This window comes from Flavipsychrobacter sp., assembly GCA_041392855.1.
Classification (GTDB): domain Bacteria; phylum Bacteroidota; class Bacteroidia; order Chitinophagales; family Chitinophagaceae; genus UBA5543.
The window spans coordinates 2,680,426-2,700,383 of sequence record JAWKLD010000001.1 but is presented as its reverse complement, the minus strand read 5'-3'; the positions used below and the strand labels follow the sequence as shown (position 1 = coordinate 2,700,383).

The 19,958-nt window shown below is 39.2% G+C and carries 18 protein-coding genes; 12 read left to right on the top strand and 6 right to left on the bottom strand.

The window, feature by feature from the left end:
• Positions 1 to 28 precede the first annotated feature (28 nt).
• From R2800_12445 to R2800_12430, 4 genes are read left to right on the top strand one after another with little or no spacing between them, the layout of a single operon-like run.
• The gene (locus R2800_12445; GenBank protein ID MEZ5017858.1) at positions 29 to 1,408 is read left to right on the top strand and encodes a deoxyguanosinetriphosphate triphosphohydrolase; all 1,380 of its coding nucleotides are present in this window, start codon (positions 29 to 31) and stop codon (positions 1,406 to 1,408) included.
• 2 nt (positions 1,409 to 1,410) lie between these two features.
• A complete protein-coding gene (locus R2800_12440) occupies positions 1,411 to 2,628 on the top strand; it encodes an S-adenosylmethionine:tRNA ribosyltransferase-isomerase (GenBank protein ID MEZ5017857.1) in 1,218 nt (405 codons plus the stop codon).
• Positions 2,629 to 2,679: 51 nt separating this feature from the next.
• Complete coding sequence (gene nadC / locus R2800_12435) at positions 2,680 to 3,516, top strand: carboxylating nicotinate-nucleotide diphosphorylase (GenBank protein MEZ5017856.1); 837 nt, start codon at positions 2,680 to 2,682, stop codon at positions 3,514 to 3,516.
• Positions 3,516 to 4,394, top strand: a complete 879-nt coding sequence (locus tag R2800_12430; GenBank protein ID MEZ5017855.1) for a diacylglycerol kinase family lipid kinase — start codon at positions 3,516 to 3,518, stop codon at positions 4,392 to 4,394. The genes nadC and R2800_12430 overlap by 1 nt, the downstream gene beginning before the upstream one ends.
• 51 nt (positions 4,395 to 4,445) lie before the next feature.
• Here R2800_12430 and R2800_12425 read toward each other — a convergent pair whose 3' ends face one another.
• Positions 4,446 to 5,084, bottom strand: coding sequence for a carbonic anhydrase (locus R2800_12425; GenBank protein MEZ5017854.1), 639 nt, complete (start codon positions 5,082 to 5,084; stop codon positions 4,446 to 4,448).
• 119 nt (positions 5,085 to 5,203) lie between these two features.
• Here R2800_12425 and R2800_12420 point away from each other — a divergent pair, with 119 nt between their 5' ends.
• From R2800_12420 to R2800_12410, 3 genes are all read left to right on the top strand, one after another.
• Positions 5,204 to 6,214: a fumarylacetoacetate hydrolase family protein gene (locus tag R2800_12420; GenBank protein ID MEZ5017853.1), complete on the top strand. Its 1,011-nt coding sequence runs from the start codon at positions 5,204 to 5,206 to the stop codon at positions 6,212 to 6,214.
• Between the two features lie 112 nt (positions 6,215 to 6,326).
• Entirely contained in the window at positions 6,327 to 6,653 is a 327-nt protein-coding gene (locus tag R2800_12415; GenBank protein ID MEZ5017852.1) for a T9SS type A sorting domain-containing protein, read from the top strand.
• A 23-nt stretch (positions 6,654 to 6,676) separates the two neighbouring features.
• A complete protein-coding gene (locus R2800_12410; GenBank protein ID MEZ5017851.1) occupies positions 6,677 to 7,303 on the top strand; it encodes a YdeI/OmpD-associated family protein in 627 nt (208 codons plus the stop codon).
• A gap of 10 nt (positions 7,304 to 7,313) precedes the next feature.
• Here the strand turns inward: R2800_12410 and R2800_12405 are convergent, their stop codons facing one another.
• Positions 7,314 to 8,540 (bottom strand): hypothetical protein, encoded by a 1,227-nt coding sequence (locus R2800_12405; GenBank protein ID MEZ5017850.1) that lies wholly within the window; start codon positions 8,538 to 8,540, stop codon positions 7,314 to 7,316.
• A 129-nt stretch (positions 8,541 to 8,669) separates the two neighbouring features.
• Between R2800_12405 and R2800_12400 the strand changes: the two genes are divergently transcribed.
• Positions 8,670 to 9,842, top strand: coding sequence for a 3-hydroxyacyl-CoA dehydrogenase NAD-binding domain-containing protein (locus R2800_12400; GenBank protein ID MEZ5017849.1), 1,173 nt, complete (start codon positions 8,670 to 8,672; stop codon positions 9,840 to 9,842).
• 29 nt (positions 9,843 to 9,871) lie between these two features.
• Here the strand turns inward: R2800_12400 and R2800_12395 are convergent, their stop codons facing one another.
• Positions 9,872 to 10,141, bottom strand: a complete 270-nt coding sequence (locus R2800_12395; GenBank protein MEZ5017848.1) for a hypothetical protein — start codon at positions 10,139 to 10,141, stop codon at positions 9,872 to 9,874.
• 146 nt (positions 10,142 to 10,287) lie between these two features.
• Here R2800_12395 and mfd point away from each other — a divergent pair, with 146 nt between their 5' ends.
• The 3 genes from mfd (at position 10,288) to R2800_12380 (ending at position 15,309) form a co-directional block, all read left to right on the top strand.
• Entirely contained in the window at positions 10,288 to 13,686 is a 3,399-nt protein-coding gene (mfd, locus tag R2800_12390) for a transcription-repair coupling factor (protein MEZ5017847.1), read from the top strand.
• A gap of 64 nt (positions 13,687 to 13,750) precedes the next feature.
• Positions 13,751 to 14,395 carry a response regulator transcription factor gene (locus R2800_12385; GenBank protein MEZ5017846.1) on the top strand — a complete coding sequence of 215 codons (645 nt, stop codon included), beginning with the start codon at positions 13,751 to 13,753 and terminating at the stop codon, positions 14,393 to 14,395.
• Positions 14,396 to 14,535: 140 nt separating this feature from the next.
• The gene (locus R2800_12380; GenBank protein ID MEZ5017845.1) at positions 14,536 to 15,309 is read left to right on the top strand and encodes a hypothetical protein; all 774 of its coding nucleotides are present in this window, start codon (positions 14,536 to 14,538) and stop codon (positions 15,307 to 15,309) included.
• 54 nt (positions 15,310 to 15,363) lie between these two features.
• On the opposite strand, the gene R2800_12375 is transcribed toward R2800_12380, so the two are convergent.
• The 3 genes from R2800_12375 to R2800_12365 form a co-directional block, all read right to left on the bottom strand.
• Positions 15,364 to 16,923 carry an Rne/Rng family ribonuclease gene (locus tag R2800_12375; GenBank protein MEZ5017844.1) on the bottom strand — a complete coding sequence of 520 codons (1,560 nt, stop codon included), beginning with the start codon at positions 16,921 to 16,923 and terminating at the stop codon, positions 15,364 to 15,366.
• 319 nt (positions 16,924 to 17,242) lie between these two features.
• On the bottom strand, positions 17,243 to 18,091 hold the full coding sequence (locus tag R2800_12370; GenBank protein ID MEZ5017843.1) for a tetratricopeptide repeat protein: 849 nt from the start codon (positions 18,089 to 18,091) through the stop codon (positions 17,243 to 17,245).
• Between the two features lie 50 nt (positions 18,092 to 18,141).
• A complete protein-coding gene (locus tag R2800_12365) occupies positions 18,142 to 18,468 on the bottom strand; it encodes an HU family DNA-binding protein (protein ID MEZ5017842.1) in 327 nt (108 codons plus the stop codon).
• Positions 18,469 to 18,832: 364 nt separating this feature from the next.
• Between R2800_12365 and R2800_12360 the strand changes: the two genes are divergently transcribed.
• Entirely contained in the window at positions 18,833 to 19,888 is a 1,056-nt protein-coding gene (locus R2800_12360) for a COX15/CtaA family protein (GenBank protein ID MEZ5017841.1), read from the top strand.
• The last annotated feature ends 70 nt before the right edge of the window (positions 19,889 to 19,958 follow it).

The window sequence follows — 19,958 nt, the reverse complement described above, 5'->3', positions numbered from 1 at the left end:
TATTAATGACCTTATAGCAAATATAAATATGAACTGGGCAGGATTATATAGTGCAAGGAGAACTGGTGATAAAGTGTCTAAAAGCAACTCGTCAGACCAAGTACGTACCTCTTTTCAAAGAGACTACGACAGGATCATTTTTTCTTCTGCTTTCAGAAGGTTGCAGAATAAAACACAGGTGTTCCCGCTACCTGGTTCTGTATTTGTACACAATAGGCTCACCCATAGTTTAGAGGTAGCCTCTGTTGGTCGCTCACTGGGCAAATCTGTTGGAGATACCATAGCAGCTAAATACACTAACGAATCTGATGAGTTTAAAGATTTTTACCGCTACGAGCTGCCCTCCGTTATAGCTGCTGCTTGCTTAGCACACGATATAGGCAACCCTCCATTTGGTCATTCGGGTGAAGATGCTATTCGTACTTACTTTAACGAGCTAGAAGGGGAAGCCAAAAACAAAATACATGCTGCACTTACGGAGAACCAACTAAAAGATTTTGAGCTTTTTGAAGGGAACTCCAATGCGTTAAGGACATTGACCAACAACTTCAACGGTACTACAGAAGGTGGATATAGGCTCACCTATACTACACTGGCAGCCATAGTAAAATACCCTTGTAGTTCTAAAGAGGGGTTCAATAAAACGACGGGGTTGGTATCTACTAAGAAGTCAGGCTTTTTTGAAAGCGAGCAAAGCACTTATGAATCTATTGCTGACACATTAGGGGTTCCTAAAAAAGAGGGTTATGAGCAAGTATATGCCCGCCACCCATTTGTATACCTAACCGAAGCCGCTGATGATATTTGCTATCGCATTATAGATATGGAAGATGCACATAGATTGGGCATTATCAGCATAGATACTTTAAAGCAGCTCTTCCTGCCTTTCTTTGATGAGGACACGATCACTTATTTATCAGGCAAGATGGCGGCTATGATAGATGCTAATCAGGAAGTGCAATTTCTCCGTGCTATGTGGATCAACCTCATGGTAGAAAAACTATCCAAGGCCTTTATAGACAACGAAGCAGCATTGCTATCAGGCAACTTAGAAAAAGATCTGTTGGCTTGCCTACCCGATAGAGAGCAAGCGTTAATAGAAGAGATCAATAAGTATTCTGTAAAATACATTTACAACTACAAGTCGGTAGTAGAAATAGAAATTGCCGGTTATAATCTTATTGGCGGACTGTTGAAAGAATTTATCCATGCGGTATTGCATCCAGATACCAGCAAGTCAAAAAAAGTATTACAACTGATACCAAAACAGTTTCCTATCACTAAAGACACGCAACATCTATATTCAGATATACAATCGGTAGTAGACTTTATTGCCGGCATGACCGACCTTTACGCCATCGACCTATATCGTAAAATAACAGGTATCTCCATACCCGAAATAAGATAATAATGCCTCATCCTCGCGAGCTTAAAATAGAAGATTTTACCTACGAGCTACCTGACGAAAGGATAGCCAAATACCCTTTAGCAGAACGCGCAGACTCAAAGCTATTGCTCTACAAAGAAGGAGCTATAACAGAGCGTATTTATAAAGACATAGCAGAAGAAATACCAGAGGGTACGCTATTAGTATTCAACGAAACTAAAGTAGTACACGCACGCCTATTGTTTAAAAAACCTACAGGTAGCACGATTGAAGTTTTTTGCTTAGAACCACACGAAAGCTATGGAGATGTACCTACCGCTATGCTGAGCAAAGGCAAAGTGTGGTGGCAATGTATGATAGGTGGTGCCAACAAGTGGAAGGATGGCATGGTATTACAAATGGTGTTTGAAGAGTTTACACTTTCAGCGTCCATTGTCAATCGTGCTAGTACCTTTACATTATCGCTGGAGTGGGATAACGATATGACCTTTGCCGAAGTATTACATATAGCAGGCAAAGTACCCTTACCGCCTTACCTACACCGCAATGCAGAACAAAGTGATGAGGAACGATACCAAACCATATATGCCAAAGAAGAAGGCAGTGTAGCCGCGCCAACCGCTGGTTTGCACTTTACGGATAGCATTATGCGATCGCTGGCAAATAAAAACATTGATACCGCCTTTGTAACCTTACACGTAGGTGCAGGCACTTTCAAACCTGTGAAAAGCGAGACCATGGAAACGCATGATATGCATGCGGAATGGATAGTACTACATAAGGCTACAGTAGAAAAACTCATTGCAAAACTTTCAGACGGTATCGTATCAGTAGGCACTACCTCTATGCGCACACTAGAGAGCCTGTATTGGATAGGAGCAAAACTTTTAGCGAAACAAACCATCAATTTTTCTGATATAGCAGTACACCAGTGGGATCCTTATGAGTTGGCAACAACTGCTACTACAGAAGAAGCACTGCAAGCCATCATTGACATGATGGAAAGAGAGAACAAAACCAAAATACTAACACGTACACAAATACTCATTGCACCCGGCTATCGCCCAAGGGTTATTAAAGGGTTGATCACAAATTTTCACCAACCTAAGTCTACTTTGCTATTATTAGTTGGCGCTATGATAGGTAATGAATGGAAAAAAGTGTACGACTATGCCTTGGCGAACGATTTTCGTTTCCTGAGCTATGGAGATGGGTCTTTGTTATGGCTACCCAATTCTTAACCTTATTTCCACATTCATTTTAGTAGTTTTGCCACAACTAAATAGATAGTGGTGAATAACAAAGCATTTATTGAAGCTGCACTTGCTGAAGATATAGGCAACGGTGATCATTCTACATTGGCATCTATTCCTGCCGATGCACAAGGGTCGGCTGTATTGAAAATAAAAGGTGATGGCGTTATTGCTGGTATCGATTTAGCGCAAGATATTTTTGAATACCTGGAGCCCGCTGCCAATTTCACGTTCAACAAAAAAGACGGCGACAGAGTACTGAATGGAGAAATGGCTTTTGAGGTAGATGCTAAAGTGCATACTATACTACAAGCCGAGCGTTTGGTACTCAATAGTATGCAACGCATGAGTGGTATCGCTACACTTACTAGTCAATATGTAGATAAAATAAAAGGTTACCACTCTAAAATATTAGACACCAGAAAAACAACACCGCTCTTTAGAGCACATGAAAAAGAAGCGGTAAGAATAGGAGGTGGTTACAATCACCGTATGGGACTATACGATATGGTAATGCTAAAGGATAATCACATTGATTTTTGCGGTGGCATTGCTAAAGCTATTGAACGTACGAATGATTACCTACGTAAAAATGCGCTGAACCTAAAAATAGAGATAGAGACCAGAACCCTTGATGATGTGAAGGAGGTATTGCGTGTAGGTAATGTGCATAGAATAATGCTGGACAATTATACTCCTGCTAAAATAGAAGAAGCATTGGCACTGATAGATGGTAAATACGAAACAGAAGCATCCGGAGGTATTAACATTGACACTATTGAGTCGTATGCAAGAACAGGGGTAGACTTTATTTCTGTTGGTGCATTGATACACCAAGCTGCGAGTATGGACTTGAGCTTGAAAGCAAAAGCTTAATGAATAAAAAACATCTGGTTTTTATTATCAATCCCAATTCGGGTGTAGACCGTCAGAAGGCCATACAAAATGCCATTGACGACCATCTGAACCTGACACAGTTTTCTTACGAGATACAACATACTCAATACGCCAAGCACGGTATAGAGCTTAGCCGAGCAGCTGCCCAAAAAGGCGCTTATGCTGTAGTGGCAGTAGGTGGCGATGGTTCTGTCAATGATGTAGTAGCGGGTCTATCGGGTACTGATACTTGCTTGGCGATAATACCCAAAGGATCTGGAAACGGCATGGCACGTTCTATGGGTATCCCCCTTGATGTTGTAAAAGCCATTGAAGTAATCAACAGCGGAAATGTAATAAAGATGGATATTGGCTATGCCAACGATCAACGCTTTATCAGCAATGCGGGAGTTGCCTTTGATGCTATAATATCCAAAGAGTTTGCCTCAAGTAAGCGAAGAGGATTCCTTATCTATTCATGGTTGGTTACCCGCAACCTTTTCTCTTATAAAGAGAAAGAATGGCAAATCACTTTTGATGGGAACACCATAAACAAAAAAGCCTTTATGGTCAATGTAGCTAATGGCAAACAGTTTGGTTACAACTTTCAAATTGCACCCGATGCTAGCTGGACCGATGGTCTTTTCGATATTATTATCATTCGCAAATTTCCTAAACTACTAGGAGGCATGTTGGTACTACGCGCAATGAATGGCACTATTACCAAAAGCAAATACGTGGAGCACTATCGCGCAAAGGAAATATCTATACATCACCCCGACCTAAAACTTATGCAAACAGATGGGGATGCTCATGACTGTGCAAACACTATAAAGTTTACTATTACCAAAGGCGAACAAAAAATATTAGTACCATAAAAAAAGCAGCAGGAAGCCCTGCTGCCAATATCATAATACAATAACCTAATGCTATGCACCCGTTAGGTTATATATCTTCTGTATCTTCTTCAACATGCCTTCAAAATCTACTTTTAGATCTTTTAGTAAGCCTGTCTCCAGATCGAACACCCAACCATGTACTATAGGGTAATTATTCGCTAAATACATTTTTTGTACTACTGCAGTCTTAATAACGTTCAAACATTGCTCTTCAACATTTATTTCTATCAATCTGTTATAGCGCGCGTGCTCATCTGTTATCGCATCAAGCTCTTCTTGGTGTAAGCGATATACATCACGAATATTACGCAACCAAGGGTTTAAGATGCCTAGGTCTTGTGAGGTCATTGCTGCCTTTACACCACCACAGCCATAGTGGCCGCAAACCACTACATGCTTCACTTTCAAATGCTCTACAGCGTAGTTGATGCAAGACATGACGTTCAGGTCGATGTTATTAACAAGGTTAGCCACATTACGATGCACAAATACATCGCCTGGGCTTAGTCCCATGATCTCATTTGCAGGTACACGGCTATCAGCACAACCGATATATAAATAGTCAGGAGATTGACCTTTAGCTAATTCTTCAAAAAAATCAGCGCTTTTGCCTTTTTGCTCTTCTACCCATTTTTTATTGTTCTCAAATACCTGATCGTAAGTAGCCATTAGTATAGTTTTAGTCTATTGCAATAATAAAGAAATTGGCACAAAAAAGACTGTTAACAGAACCTCAATTTAATATCCCGTTTATATCTGTTATTTTTGCAACCTCAAAAGATAGTAATATGAAACTGGTAACTTATGCTAAAGAAGGGAAAGAGCAATTAGCCTTCTATATTAATGATAGTCTTTATGACGTAAATGCTGCTAACGATCGCCTTCCTGGCACTATGAAGGAGCTTTTGGATAATTGGGAGCAATATGAAGCTGCAGCTCGCCAAACTGAGGATGATATTAAAAGTGGTAAAAATACTAACGCAACTCCAATAGCTTTTAACGGCGCTAATATTATGGCACCTGTGCCTAAGCCTAGCTCTTGCAGAGATGGTTATGCCTTCCGCCAGCACGTAGCTGCTGCTCGTAGAAACCGTAAGGTGGATATGATACCAGAGTTCGACCAATTCCCGATATGGTACTTTACCAATCACAATGCGATACAAGGCCCTGGTGATATTGAATGTATGCCCGACCATTTCCACAAGCTGGACTTTGAGCTTGAGGTAGCTGTAGTATTAGGAAAGAAAGGCCGTAACGTTACCGCCGAAGAAGCAGATAATTATATAGCAGGCTATATGATCATGAATGACATGAGTGCCCGCTTGATGCAAATGGAAGAAATGAAACTGAACCTAGGACCTGCAAAAGGTAAAGATTTCAGTACGGTGATAGGACCAATAATGGTAACCCCTGACGAGCTAGAGAAATGGCGCGTGCCTGCTAAGGAAGGTCATGTAGGTAACAACTACGACCTGAAAATGACTTGTAAAGTGAATGGCGTACAGGTAAGCGAAGGTAGCGTAGGCGATATGGACTGGACCTTTGCTGAGATCATAGAGCGTTGCGCATACGGTGCAGACATACTACCGGGTGATGTAATAGGTAGTGGTACTGTAGGTACAGGTTGCTTCTTGGAGCTGAATGGTACAGGCTTATTGAACGACCCTAACTACCCGGTACAATGGCTAAAAGATGGTGATGTGGTAGAAATGGAGATAGAAGGATTGGGCACATTAACCAATACCATTAAAGCCGTAGACAGCAACCATAGCTTATTGGCTAAGAAAAAGAATGTGTAACTAATTACAATACATAATAAAAAGCCCGCCATATGGTGGGCTTTTTATTGCAAATAATATTTAGACTATAATTACGTTATCTCTGCTGCTAACAACTATTAACTTAAAACAAATGAGCAAGCCTCTATATTCCCTAAGCCTCTGGTCAATGATCATCATTCTTTTCGCAGCATGTGCTAAAAAGAAGGCAGAACAAATTTTAGTGTACCCAAACCCTGCCACAACCTATATTGTTTTTGATGCCACCAAAACTGCAGACAAGCATAAACATGGTGAGGTAATCATCAAAAATACAATAGGGGATGTGATACAATTATTCAGAACCAATGATAGCAGCCTGATTCATTGGTCCATCGATACCGTTCAACGTGGTGTGTACTTCTACACCTATAAAGCGGATAAAATGAAAACGCAAACCGGCAGAATACAGTTTAACTAAACATATCGTTATCTTGCTGTCGTATGGCGATGACAAAAGATATAGAAACCTATTTTATTGACGGCTGTGGACGCTGCTCCTTATTTGGCACACTTGAGTGCAAGGTAAAAACATGGCAAAAGGAATTAAAGCTATTAAGAAAGCTGGTACTCAGCTGTGGACTCACAGAAGAAATCAAATGGGGACAACCTTGCTATACATACAACGGCAATAATGTACTATTTGTCACCTGCTTTAAAGACTTTGCCTGCATCAGCTTTTTCAAAGGGGCACTGCTCAACGATACAGAACAGATATTATCTGCACCTGGCGAAAACTCACAGGCAGTACGCCTTATCAAATACACCAATGCTAAGGATATAGTAGCGCAAGAGGCCACTATAAAAGCCTATATCTACGAAGCCATAGAAATAGAAAAAGCAGGGCTGAAAGTAGCGCTTAAAAAAGAGCAAGACCCCATACCCGAGGAGCTGCAAGCCATGATGGATAAAGATGCAAAACTAAAAGCAGCTTTTGAAGCCCTGACACCAGGCAGACAGCGCGGGTACATACTACACTTTTCTGCACCTAAGCAGTCCAAAACTCGCATCTCAAGAATTGAAAAGTGCATTCCTAAAATCATGTCTGGGAAAGGGTTTCATGATAGGTGAGGAAAAAAATTTATGTAATATCATCGATATCAACCTCTGATGGGAGCAGATTATCACCTTGTTTTAATAGGTATTGAATTTCATTTATATTAATTTTTATGTCATCTGCTTCTAATATTCCGCTTTCCACTAAGTTCGACAGCTTATATATCTGTTCTATTTTTTGATCTATTATTTCATTTCTAAGTTTTTCATTTTCCAACACTTTCTTTTCTAGGTTAATAGCATTTATAATTTTGCTTTCAGTTTCATTAGGTAGACTTCTTATTTCCTTATCCAATAAGTCTCTTTCTTTCCTAATCTTTTCAGTTTCTGCTGTTTGCTTTTTTATATTAGAATATGATACTTTGCCAAATGTTGTAGCTGAAACAAGGGACTCTTTTGTAGTCTCTAAAATTGCTTTAGTTTCTTCTTTTGCCAATAAATCCTTTAGATATATTCTTACCCTTCCAATTAAACTACCAACTGATATTTTTTCAAACTCAATCTTTACATTGTGTACTGATGCTAAACTCGATATGATTTTAAAAAGAATAACGCTTAGTACATCTGCTCTATTATCCTTAACACTTATTTCAAAATCTAAATACATTTCATATGTTTCTTCAATTTCTACAAATCTATACCTCTTTTCATCCCATTTTATTTTAGTTTTTGTAAACTCTTTACTAAAAATATACCACTCCTCAATAGGTTTCTTTCTCTTGTTTTTTAATGTCCCTAACTCGTAGGATATATCGTCCTCTTCATGCAATATGATATAGTAAAGTTCATCATATTGGGAGGGTGTATTTATGTTAAAATTTACTTTTTCAGTATGCTTACTTATGTAGTTTGAAAGTTGACCACCCCAAAGTGTTGGGAAATTTTCTATAATATTCTTTCTGTAAAAAAATTCGCTTTTTATGTTATCTGATTTAGATAACAAAAATGAAAACCAATGTATAAATCTCTTAAATGCGTAAAATATAGGCCTGTCCGAAAAGCCAGTATATTTAAACATTACTAAAAAGGGGAATAAAGATTGGACAAGGTATTTATTTACAATTTCCTTTGAAACAGGGTCACTATTAACATTAAAATCTTGATATTGTCGATCAAATTCTTCTAATATATCGTAGAAATTGCCAAGACTAAACTTTGAATTTGCCGTTCTATGCTTTTCTATTAGTTCATAAAACTCTTCAAGTATATTTTTTTCACTTAAATCGAATAGCAATGCTTGTGTTGTTTCCATGTGATATAGTATTTATTTCTAAATTTAGAATATGAACTTACATAAAACACTTCACTTTTTGCAACCTTGTCATATTTAGTCTGACACAGCAATCATTGACTAAAAGTAAATCACTATTTTCGCAGCATCATGAGTAGATTTTCAAAAGAAACAATAGTAGGGGTAATAGGTGCGGGCGCTATGGGTAGTGGTATAGCACAAGTAGCGGCTATGGCAGGTCATCAGGTAGTATTATTCGATACCAATAGTGCGGCGTTGGATAAGTCAAAAGCCGCATTAGAAAAAGTACTAGCCCGCTTGGTAGAAAAAGGTAAAATAGACAGTGTAGAAAGCATCACTTCCAAATACACTTATGCTAATAATTTAGCTGCTTTCAAAGATTGTGGCTTGGTGATAGAAGCTATTATTGAAAATCTGGACATTAAGAAAAAAGTATTTGCTGATGTAGAGACTGTTGTGAGTGCTGATTGTGTATTAGCGAGCAATACCTCTTCCCTATCAGTTACTTCTATAGCTGCTGCTTGTACTAAGGCAGAGCGTGTATTGGGGCTACACTTCTTCAACCCCGCTCCGCTAATGGCACTAGTAGAGATAGTACCTGCGGTACAGACAGATGCTACTATTGTTGCAGAAGCTAAAGCTTTGATGAGCGACTGGAAGAAAGTACCGGTAATTACTAAAGATACACCGGGCTTTATCGTGAACCGTGTGGCACGCCCTTTCTATGGCGAGGCAATACGCATCTACGAAGAAGGCTTGGCAGATATACCAACTATTGACTGGGCATTGACAGAACTAGGTAGCTTCCGCATGGGGCCATTTACGTTGACGGACTATATCGGTCATGATGTAAACTATGTAGTGACCGAAACGGTATTCCAATCGTTCTTCTACGACCCTCGTTACAAACCATCTTTCTCTCAAAAGCGTTTGCTGGAAGCAGGCTGGCTGGGCAGAAAAACAGGACGCGGTTTTTACAACTATGCCGAAGGTGTGGAGCAACCACAACCTAACAAGGATGAAACTTTGGGTAGGCAGATAGTAGAACGAGTAGTAGCCATGCTCGTCAACGAAGCGGTAGACGCACTACACTTGAATATTGCCAGTGCAGAAGACTTGGAACTAGCCATGACCAAAGGGGTGAATTACCCTAAAGGGCTTTTAGCATGGTGCGATGAATGGACAGCAACAAAAACACTGTCTATCTTAGACGAGCTATATACCAACTATGGTGAAGACCGCTACCGTGCCAGCATACTGCTTCGCAAAGCGGCGAAGAACAATACTACATTTATGAACTAAAGCATTATTGCGTGGGCGTGTGGGTGAAGTTATTCGGCTTCGCCCTCACACTCTTTTAGCTCTGGGTCGTTCGTCACTTCAATAATATTTTCCATAACCTCTTTAAAATCGGGGTACTTCTCTATCACTTTGTCCGTACGGCAGTCGCATATCTTTTTAGCTTTTGCCTCACTAATACTACCTTCCATTTCTATTTCCATACAAGCTTGGTGAAACAAGTCTTTATACTCGTCAGGCCAAGTATTCTTACACGCCGCAAAGGTGATAACCGCTAATAATAATAGTGCATACTTCTTCATATCAACTCTTTTGTAGACAAACTATTTACAAAATTAACCAACATACCAGAAGATTACAATCTATAGTTAATATCAATACAGTAGTAACAATTAATTCTTAGTAATACGTCTGGTAAGAACTTAGATTACCTTACTTTTGCATCCCGATGAATTTGCAAGTGCTGCAGGGTTTGTATCAGAATGATATCCGCTTAAAACAAATAGCGGCCGGCATCTCAATGCCCACCCCCTCGCAAAGGATCTATTTAGACAACCTCAGAGGATCTTCTATCAACTTTATAGGAACTAGCATATGGCAACTTTCTGATGTCAACCATGTGTTCATTCTCAACGATAAGGAAGAGGCGGCTTATTTCCATAATGATATTGAGCACCTCACAGGAGCATTGGATATTTGCTTCTTCCCTGATTCGTTCAAGCGTACAGGTAGCTATAAAGAGTTGAACAGCAGCCACGTCATGCTACGTACCGAAGCATTGACCAAATTCAGCAAAGCAAGTACCCATAAGAAGGTACTGGTCACCTATCCTGAAGCACTATTTGAAAAAGTAGTGAACCCTAATACCTTATCTAAGAATATCATCAACATAAAAGTAGGTGAGAACCTTAAGGTAGACCAGTTGATGGACCAGTTTGTGAAACTAGGTTTTCATAGAGAAGACTTTGTTTATCAACCCGGGCAGTTTGCCATGCGTGGCGGCATATTGGATATCTATTCTTTTGGTAATGAACATCCTTATCGTATCGAGTTGTTTGGCGATGAGGTAGATAGCATACGCATCTTCAATCCTGAAACACAATTATCGGAAAGAAAATTGTTACAGGTTTCAATACTGCCCAATGTAGAGTCTAACATTGACGAAACAGAAAAAGTATCACTGCTAGAATTCTTACCCGCCAATACTACAATATGGGCTAAGGACTTTAACTACACCATTGGCTGTATTGGCAAAATGGAAGAGGAACTTCCTGAACAAATTGAAGTAAGTGATGTAGCTATTGATAGGGAAGAATCTTGGATAAAACAGCTTAGCAAAGATGACTTTGAAACGCAAGAGACTTGGAAAAGCCTTTTGCTAAAAAGACATTTGATAGAATGGTACAATCATTCGCTGGAAAAAATAACGGGGGACGAAATTAGCACGGCTATCAACTTTGCTACAGAAGAGCAGCCTGTGTTTAATCGTCAATTTGAGTTGCTCATCAGCGACCTTAAAAAACGTACAGCAGATAAATACACGGCTTATATCTTTGCCGAGAACCCAAAACAAACAGAACGACTACGCAGCATATTTGAAGACTTGGATGCACAGATCAACTTTGTGCCTATACCTACGGCTATTAGTCATGGCTTTATAGACCATGATAAAAAAGTACTGTGCTATACCGACCATCAGATATTCCAACGTTATCATAAATACAAGGTTAAGCAGGCCTATACCAAAGGGAAGGCTTTAACCCTTCGTGCACTACGCGAATTGCAACCCGGCGATTTTGTGACACACATAGACCATGGTGTGGGCACATACAGCGGCTTACAAAAAATAGAGGTGAATGGCAACATGCAGGAAGCCGTACGCATCATCTACCGCGATAATGATGTACTGTATGTGAACATCAACTCCTTGCATAAGATCAGCAAGTTCACAGGTAAAGAAGGTACCAAACCTAAGGTAAACAAGCTAGGTAGTGAGGCGTGGAGCAAGCTAAAGAATAAGACAAAGAAGCAGGTAAAAGAAATAGCTACTGACCTTATAAAGCTATATGCCAAACGTAAAGCCTCACAAGGGTTTGCCTTTGCGCCCGATAGCTATATGCAAACAGAGCTAGAAGCATCTTTCTTTTATGAAGACACTCCTGACCAAAGTAAGGCCACCGAAGATGTAAAGCGCGACATGGAAAAGCCATCGCCTATGGATAGGCTGGTGTGTGGCGATGTGGGCTTTGGTAAAACAGAAGTAGCCATACGTGCTGCGTTCAAAGCAGTAGCAGATAGCAAACAGGTAGCCGTATTAGTACCTACAACTATCTTAGCTTTTCAGCATTATCAAACGTTCAAAGAAAGACTAAGCGATTTCCCTTGCACAGTCGATTATGTCAATCGTTTCAAAACTGCGAAGCAAAAAAAGGAAACGCTAAAGAAACTGGAAGATGGGGAGATAGATATCATTATTGGCACACACGGTTTATTAGGCAAGTCGGTTAAATTTAAAGACATAGGACTACTGATAATAGATGAGGAACAAAAATTTGGGGTAGCGGCAAAAGAAAAAATACGTGAGCTACGCGCCAATGTAGATACCCTCACTCTTACGGCAACACCGATACCAAGAACGCTGCAATTCTCCCTCATGAGTGCGCGCGACTTGAGTATCATGAACACGCCACCACCAAATCGTCAGCCGGTACATACTGAAGTCTTGACATTTGATGAGTATGCGATACGCGATGCTATCTATTACGAAACAGAACGCGGCGGCCAAGTATATTTCATACACAACAGAGTACAAAGCTTGCCCGAGATGGTGACCCTGCTACGCGGATTGTGTCCTGACTTAGAAATAGGCATGGCGCACGGACAGCTGGAAGGACATAAACTGGAAGAAGCACTTTTTGATTTTATAGACCATAAATATGATGTACTCTGCTGTACTAATATAGTAGAGAGCGGTGTTGACATTCCAAATGCCAACACCATTATCATCAACAATGCACACCAATTTGGATTGAGTGATCTACACCAACTACGTGGACGTGTAGGACGCAGCAACAAAAAAGCATTCTGCTACCTGATGGCTCCATCTATGCTTACACTGCCTAACGATAGCCGTAAGCGATTAGAAACATTAGAACAATTCAATGAACTGGGTAGTGGTTTCCAAATAGCTATGCGCGACTTGGATATACGTGGTGCAGGTAATTTATTAGGTGGCGAGCAAAGTGGTTTTATCTCAGACATAGGTTTTGAGATGTACCAGAAAATACTCAATGAAGCTATCAGAGAATTGAAGAGTACAGACTTCAAAGAAGTTTTCTCTGAAGAGATGGAACGCAAAAATGAGTTTGTCAACGACTGTACTATTGATACCGATCTTGAGATACTTATTCCTGAAACTTATGTAGAAAGTATCACAGAGCGTTTATCTCTATACACTCAGCTAGATGATATTGAAGATGAGGAAAAACTACAACAATTTGCAGAAGAGCTGAAAGACCGTTTTGGCCCTATTCCTCAAGAAGTGACTGAATTATTTACCACTATACGTTGCCGTAGTATTGCTATTGAGCTTGGTTTTGAAAAATTGATCTTAAAGAAAGAACAACTGAGGTTATATTTTATTAGCGATCCGGAGTCTGCTTATTTCCAATCGGCTGCCTTCAATCATATACTTACCTATATACAAACCAGAACCAATAATGCTAAGCTGAAACAGGTTGGAAAAAACTTCATGCTAGTAGCCAGTCGCATGCAAGACATGGATGCTGTATACCAGTTTTTAAACAGCATGCTTAGCACAATGGAAAAAGAAGTGACAGAATCATAATTTCAGACACTATAATTTCCATAATTTTTGCCTTATCTTGTATAGGAACGCACCCCACGCTTTTATGAGCGAAATAAAAATAGTCATCGCAGATGACCATCACATCCTATTAGATGGTTTAAAAGCTATGCTACAAAAGTATAAGCATATCAATGTAGTAGCTGCTTACGACAATGGTCAAGACCTGTTCGACAATCTTTCTAAAACACAGCCTAATGTTGCCCTGGTAGACATTAACATGCCAGGTCTTAATGGTAAAGAGGTCACCCAAAAAATAAAAGAATTCTACCCTGACATACAAGTGATCACCTTATCTATGTATGACGATGCCGGCCATATTATGGAAATGATAGAGGCTGGGGTATCTGGCTATCTACTTAAAAATGTAAATGACAAAGAACTTATAGAAGCCATTAAAGTAGTCAATGAAGGAAAACTATATTTCTCCTCAGAAGTTTCTGAGCGCATAACTACTATGGCCATTCAACAACAGAAAAAGCTTGAAGAACCTGAAGAGCCTAAACTAACCGCTCGAGAATTAGAGATATTAAAACTAATAGCTGAAGAATACAGTAACGCACAAATAGCTGAAACCTTATTTATTAGCGAACGAACTGTAGAAACTCACCGTAAAAACATGCTACGGAAAACAAGTAATAAAACTATTGTGGGTTTATTAAAATATGCCCTGAGTAAAAATCTTGTATAAATAGTTTTGTTGTGTATCCGTACTAGCACGGATATTTAAATACAAACTATAGTGTATTTATTTAGCTCCATCACCTCAGTAGCTTTGTGATAGAAAATAATTCCGCCTTAGGAATATTTATAACATAAAACTTTATGAAAATGAGAAAGCTATCTTATCTATTAGTACCTGCATTTTGTGCACTACTTATGGCATCTTGTGTTAAAAAAGAAGATGTAGTACCAACAACACCAACGACACCTACAACAAACACGGGCCCAACACCTCAAGTACCTACGCAAAACAATGTGGATGGTGTTTTGGCTGCTATTAAAATGAATTTCAAAATAGAACAAGCCGGTTTCACAATCGATGTGGTATCAGAAGTTGGCGTAGCAAGCATGTATTCTAGCACAGGTTCTAGCACAATTGTAGATGCTGGTACTGTAAAGCTAAACAGCAATGCTCTTGATAAGAACTCTAATAACTCTTATACCAAAACAGCAACAACAGGACAAACTCCAAGTGATCTTGGTTTAAGCAGCGGGGCTAGCTGGGATGTTTCTGGTGCAGGAAGCGTATCTGCTTTTACCTACAATCACGGTTCTACTTTCCCTAAGTATACTGGAACTATGCCTAAATCTATAACTAAGTCTAGTGGCCTTACACTTACTTTCAACTCAGGTAATGTAAAAAATGCTGACTCAGTATATGTATTTATAGCATCGGGTAGCAATAGCTTTATCAAAGGCTATGCAACAAATGCAGGTAGCATTACAGTTACTTCTTCTGAACTGAGCAACTTGGCTACAGTATCTGACAATACAGCAATTTTAGAGATACTTCCTGTAAAAATTGACCTAATTACTAAGAATGGTAAGCAATACGCTTTCGTAAAAGAGGAAGCTAATGTTCGTTATATCAACATCAACTAATAAATAGAAGATACACCCACTAATAAAAAAGGAACCTATTAGGTTCCTTTTTTATTACATCTTTATAATGTCTTCGGTTTTTCTATCGTAAAACTGATATTGTGTGATAGCAGTATTATTATCAATAACCACTTTCAATTTCAGTTTGTGTTTAGCATTCCACTTGGCCAATATAGATTTCTTGAAGAAACCACCTTTCGTCAGGTAAGCTTCTATTACAGGATGCACACGTAGCTCCAAGCTTCTATGCCCTTGATTGATAAGATACTTCAGATCTTTTTCAATATCATCGGCAATAAGAATAGAAGGACCTATCTTTCCAGTACCTGCACAAGAAGGGCAAACCTCAGAAGTGCTGATATTAATTTCAGGGCGTAAGCGTTGGCGTGTTATCTGCATCAAGCCAAACTTAGAGATCGGCAATATTGTATGCCTTGCCCTATCGTGAGCCATATGCTTTTCCAACTCTTCCAACACTTTCTTTTTATTATCAGCCAACTTCATGTCTATAAAGTCGATGATAATGATACCACCAAGATCTCGCAAGCGCATTTGTCTGGCGATCTCTTCAGCAGCCTCCAAGTTAGTGATCAAGGCATTTTGCTCTTGCCCATGCTCTGCACTACGTGTACCACTATTTACGTCTACTACGTGTAGCGCCTCAGTATGCTCTATGATTAGATACGCACCACTGTTAAGATTTACTGTCTTACCAAAAGAAGCTTTTACTTGTTTTGTAATACCATATTGGTCAAACAAGCTGTTATTACCACTGTGATAAGACACTATTTTCTCTTGCTCTGGGGCAATACGTGCTATATAGTCTTTGGTCTCATTAAGTAGTTTCTTATCGTTTACTACTATCCCTTGAAAACTATCACTCAACAAATCTCTTAATATTGAGGTGGCTTTATCTTGCTCACTCAATATTATTTTAGGTGCGTGTGCACCTTTGAGATTCTCTTGTATCGACTTCCACATATTTGCCAGTTCCAGCATGTCTGTGTGAAGTTCAGCAGTATTCTTGCCTTCAGCTGCAGTACGTACTATTACACCGAAATTTTTCGGCTTGATAGCTTCTACAATTTTTTGCAATCGCTTACGCTCGTCTGCAGAATGTATTTTTCGAGAAATTGCCACCACATTATTAAATGGTGTCATTACTACAAACCTACCGGGTAAAGATATTTCGCAACTTAGTCTAGGTCCTTTAGCAGATATGGGTTCTTTTAGTATTTGAACTAAAATTTCAGGTTTTTGGTTGAAAACCTCTGTTATCTTACCTGTTTTAAGTATCTCGGGCTCATTTTTAAATGCTCCAAAATTGCTGCCCCAAGGTGTGTTTCCATCCAGGGACAATTTTGAGAATTTTAATAATGATCTGAAATAAGGACTAAGATCTGTATAGTGTAGAAAAGCATCTTTCTCGTACCCAACATCTACAAAAGCAGCGTTAAGACCAGGCATCAGTTTTTTGACCTTGCCCAGGTACAAATCTCCGACGGCAAATTCATTTTGCCCTTCTTCGATATGAAGCTCTACAAGCTTCTTATCTTCTAACAATGCTATTTCAACACCATTATCAGAAGTATTAATAATAAGTTCTTTGTTCATGCTACCGTCAATTTTCCTTTCCTACCCCTTACTTAGATGAAGTAAATTGTTGCACAGGAATGTGCAGCAATAATGCTCAGGCATGCTAACAACAAAACCTTACACCTCCAGGCAGCATACGTAACACTACAGGGAGCTGTAAGGATTTTATTAAAAGAAGTCTAAAAAAAGAATACGCAAATGGTTAATAAATAACCAATTAGGTTTTTATTTCTTCTTCTTATGACGGTTTTTTCTAAGACGCTTTTTACGCTTATGCGTAGCTATTTTATGTCTTTTTCTTTTTTTACCACAAGGCATAATCAGTAATTATTTAAAGTTATTTGAATGTTTTTATAAACGCATCAATATCTGCTGTGAACTCAGGATTGTCTACGTTTTTCTTACACTTCTCCAATAGTTCTATCGCTTCTTCTTTTCTTCCTAGCTCCTTATATACTACTGCTAGCATATACATTGCTTCTGTATTATTAGGTTCTTTTTTTAACACCGTCTCAAAGCGCCCCAGGGCTTTTTGATATTGTGCAGAGCGTATAGACATTTTACCCAGCATTAAATTAGCAGCCACATTGTCGGGCTCCTCTCTTGTAATGCCTAGCAACAGCTGTATCCCTTTCATGGGTTGTGCTGTTCCGTCTACATAGCCTGATGCTAATGCTATTTTAGTAGTATCGTTATCAGGATTTATCTCCAAAGACCTTTCTAAACAACTAATTCCTTGCTCTGCTGCCCATATCTGCATAGACGGATCTTGCAGGTTGTGCATGATGCTCAAAAATAATTGGCCTGCAAAGTTGAGCTTTTTTTCTGAACTTTCCAATTTCCCTTCCTCAGCATAATAATATGCAGCTACAGGCATTTGTTTATGTTCTTGCCAAAGCTGTGCTATACTACCATATAGACTAGCTTTTTGGCTGTTATCTTGCTCTTCTGTAGCTTGCTGCTCCAGTGCTTTTATTTCTTCTACAGCATGTGCTGGCAATAGCTGTATCGAAGCCAACTTTATAGAATCGAAAGAAGCTGCTGTAGGTGCAGCGCCACTTGCTTCCGCATTCGCCATTGGCTTTGCAGCATCAGCATCTTTAATAGGCTTGGTATTAACGCCCCAATATAGCACAGCAATGAGGGCAAGTGCTGCAACTATTGAGATATAGTGAATTTTACGCAATTGATTGAATTTAGTTGCGCAAAGGTAACGAATAAGAGTGGCAGATGGTGCTATTCGTTATTAAGAGAACCATTTTTCTCTTTTTCCAACAGCGCGTCTGTAGAGTCTTTAACTGATTGTACAAACTCTTTTGCAGGCTTAAAGGCAGGTATATAGTGTTCCGGTATTTCTACTGCTATGTTCTTTTTAATGTTTCTGCCCACTTTTGCAGCCCTTTTCTTCAGAATAAAGCTACCAAAACCTCTTACATAAACAGGTTCCCCTTCTACAAGAGAGGTTTTAACTTCTTTAAAAAAGGCTTCGAGAGCCACAAGAATATCTACTTTAGGTATTCCTGTCTTTTCAGCTATGCTACTAACAACATCAGCTTTTCTCATAACAGATTGGTTTTTTCATTTACGATTGAAGAGTCGCCCCTTCTATAACTTCTAAAAGTGTTTTCTATAACTACAGTTTTTAGTTGTGAGCTATGCAATAGAAGTGTAGCGCGGCTTGTCTTTATCATATTAAATCAAATAACGTTTACTAACCACATCTACACACACCATTTGCACCATGTTATATAAGTGCATTTTTTACATGTGTGAAAAATTACACAAAAATTCTTATTAATTGAAATTAATATAATGTAGATACAATATAATACTTAATCGGTAATCCTAATAACATTTGACACACTATTGTCGAATTATATCGATTCTGAGTGTTTTGTGCCTTATTTTTGAGCAAATTTTAATGTAAGTGCAAGATAATAAGAAGAAAAAGGCTGTCGCTTATTGGCTACTGGCAGGCGTATTCATGATTATAATACAAGTACTGCTAGGTGGCATTACCAGACTTACAGGTTCAGGATTATCTATTACCGAGTGGAAACCGATCATGGGTGCACTACCTCCTATGAGCGAACAAGAATGGACACAGGCTTTTGAGCAATACAAACAAATAGCCCAGTACAAATACATGAATAGCCATTTTGTACTCGACGATTTTAAATTCATTTTCTTTTGGGAGTGGTTCCACCGCTTATGGGCAAGATTACTGGGTGTAGTATTTGCCATTGGCTTTATCTACTTCCTTATCAGGCGATACTTTGACAGGGATATGGTTATCCCTTTCGTGATACTATTTCTCTTAGGTGCTGCTCAAGGGCTTATTGGGTGGATAATGGTAGCCAGTGGACTAAATGATACAGACCTATATGTCAATCATATCAAATTGGCACTGCACTTCATGGCCGCCCTACTACTACTTTGCTATACTTTGTGGTTTGCACTAAAACTTTTAATACCCAAAGAGAAAGTTATACATAATACCAAACTCAGAAACTTCACTCTGATCAATATTGTAATTCTTGCTGTGCAGCTGGTATACGGCGCTTTCATGGCAGGACTAAAAGCTGCTATGAGTGCACCTACTTGGCCTAGCATTAATGGCATGTGGGTACCCGACTATCTGTTTACACAAAGCATAGTGAACAACCATATCAATGTGCAGTTTATTCACCGGCAGCTAGCCTACTTCCTATTCACCACTATTATATTATGGTTTGGCTCTGCTACCAAAGCTGCGCTAAAAGAGAAGACCAGCAAACTGTATACTGCTCGTTGGTGGCCATTCGCCTTAGTGTGGGTGCAAGTAATTTTGGGAATAATAACTGTAATTAGTGCGCCCAAGATCACCTTTGGACAGTTTGGCCAATATGAGCTTCTAGCTCAAGCACATCAGCTAGTGGCTATGTTCTTGTTGATGTCTCTTATTGTAGCGCTATATATTGTAAAGCCATTACGCAAGGCCTAAACCTTACTGAAAAGAAGCAGTACACTGACAATATTCAGCGATAATTTTCGTAAATTATAAAAGGTTACAT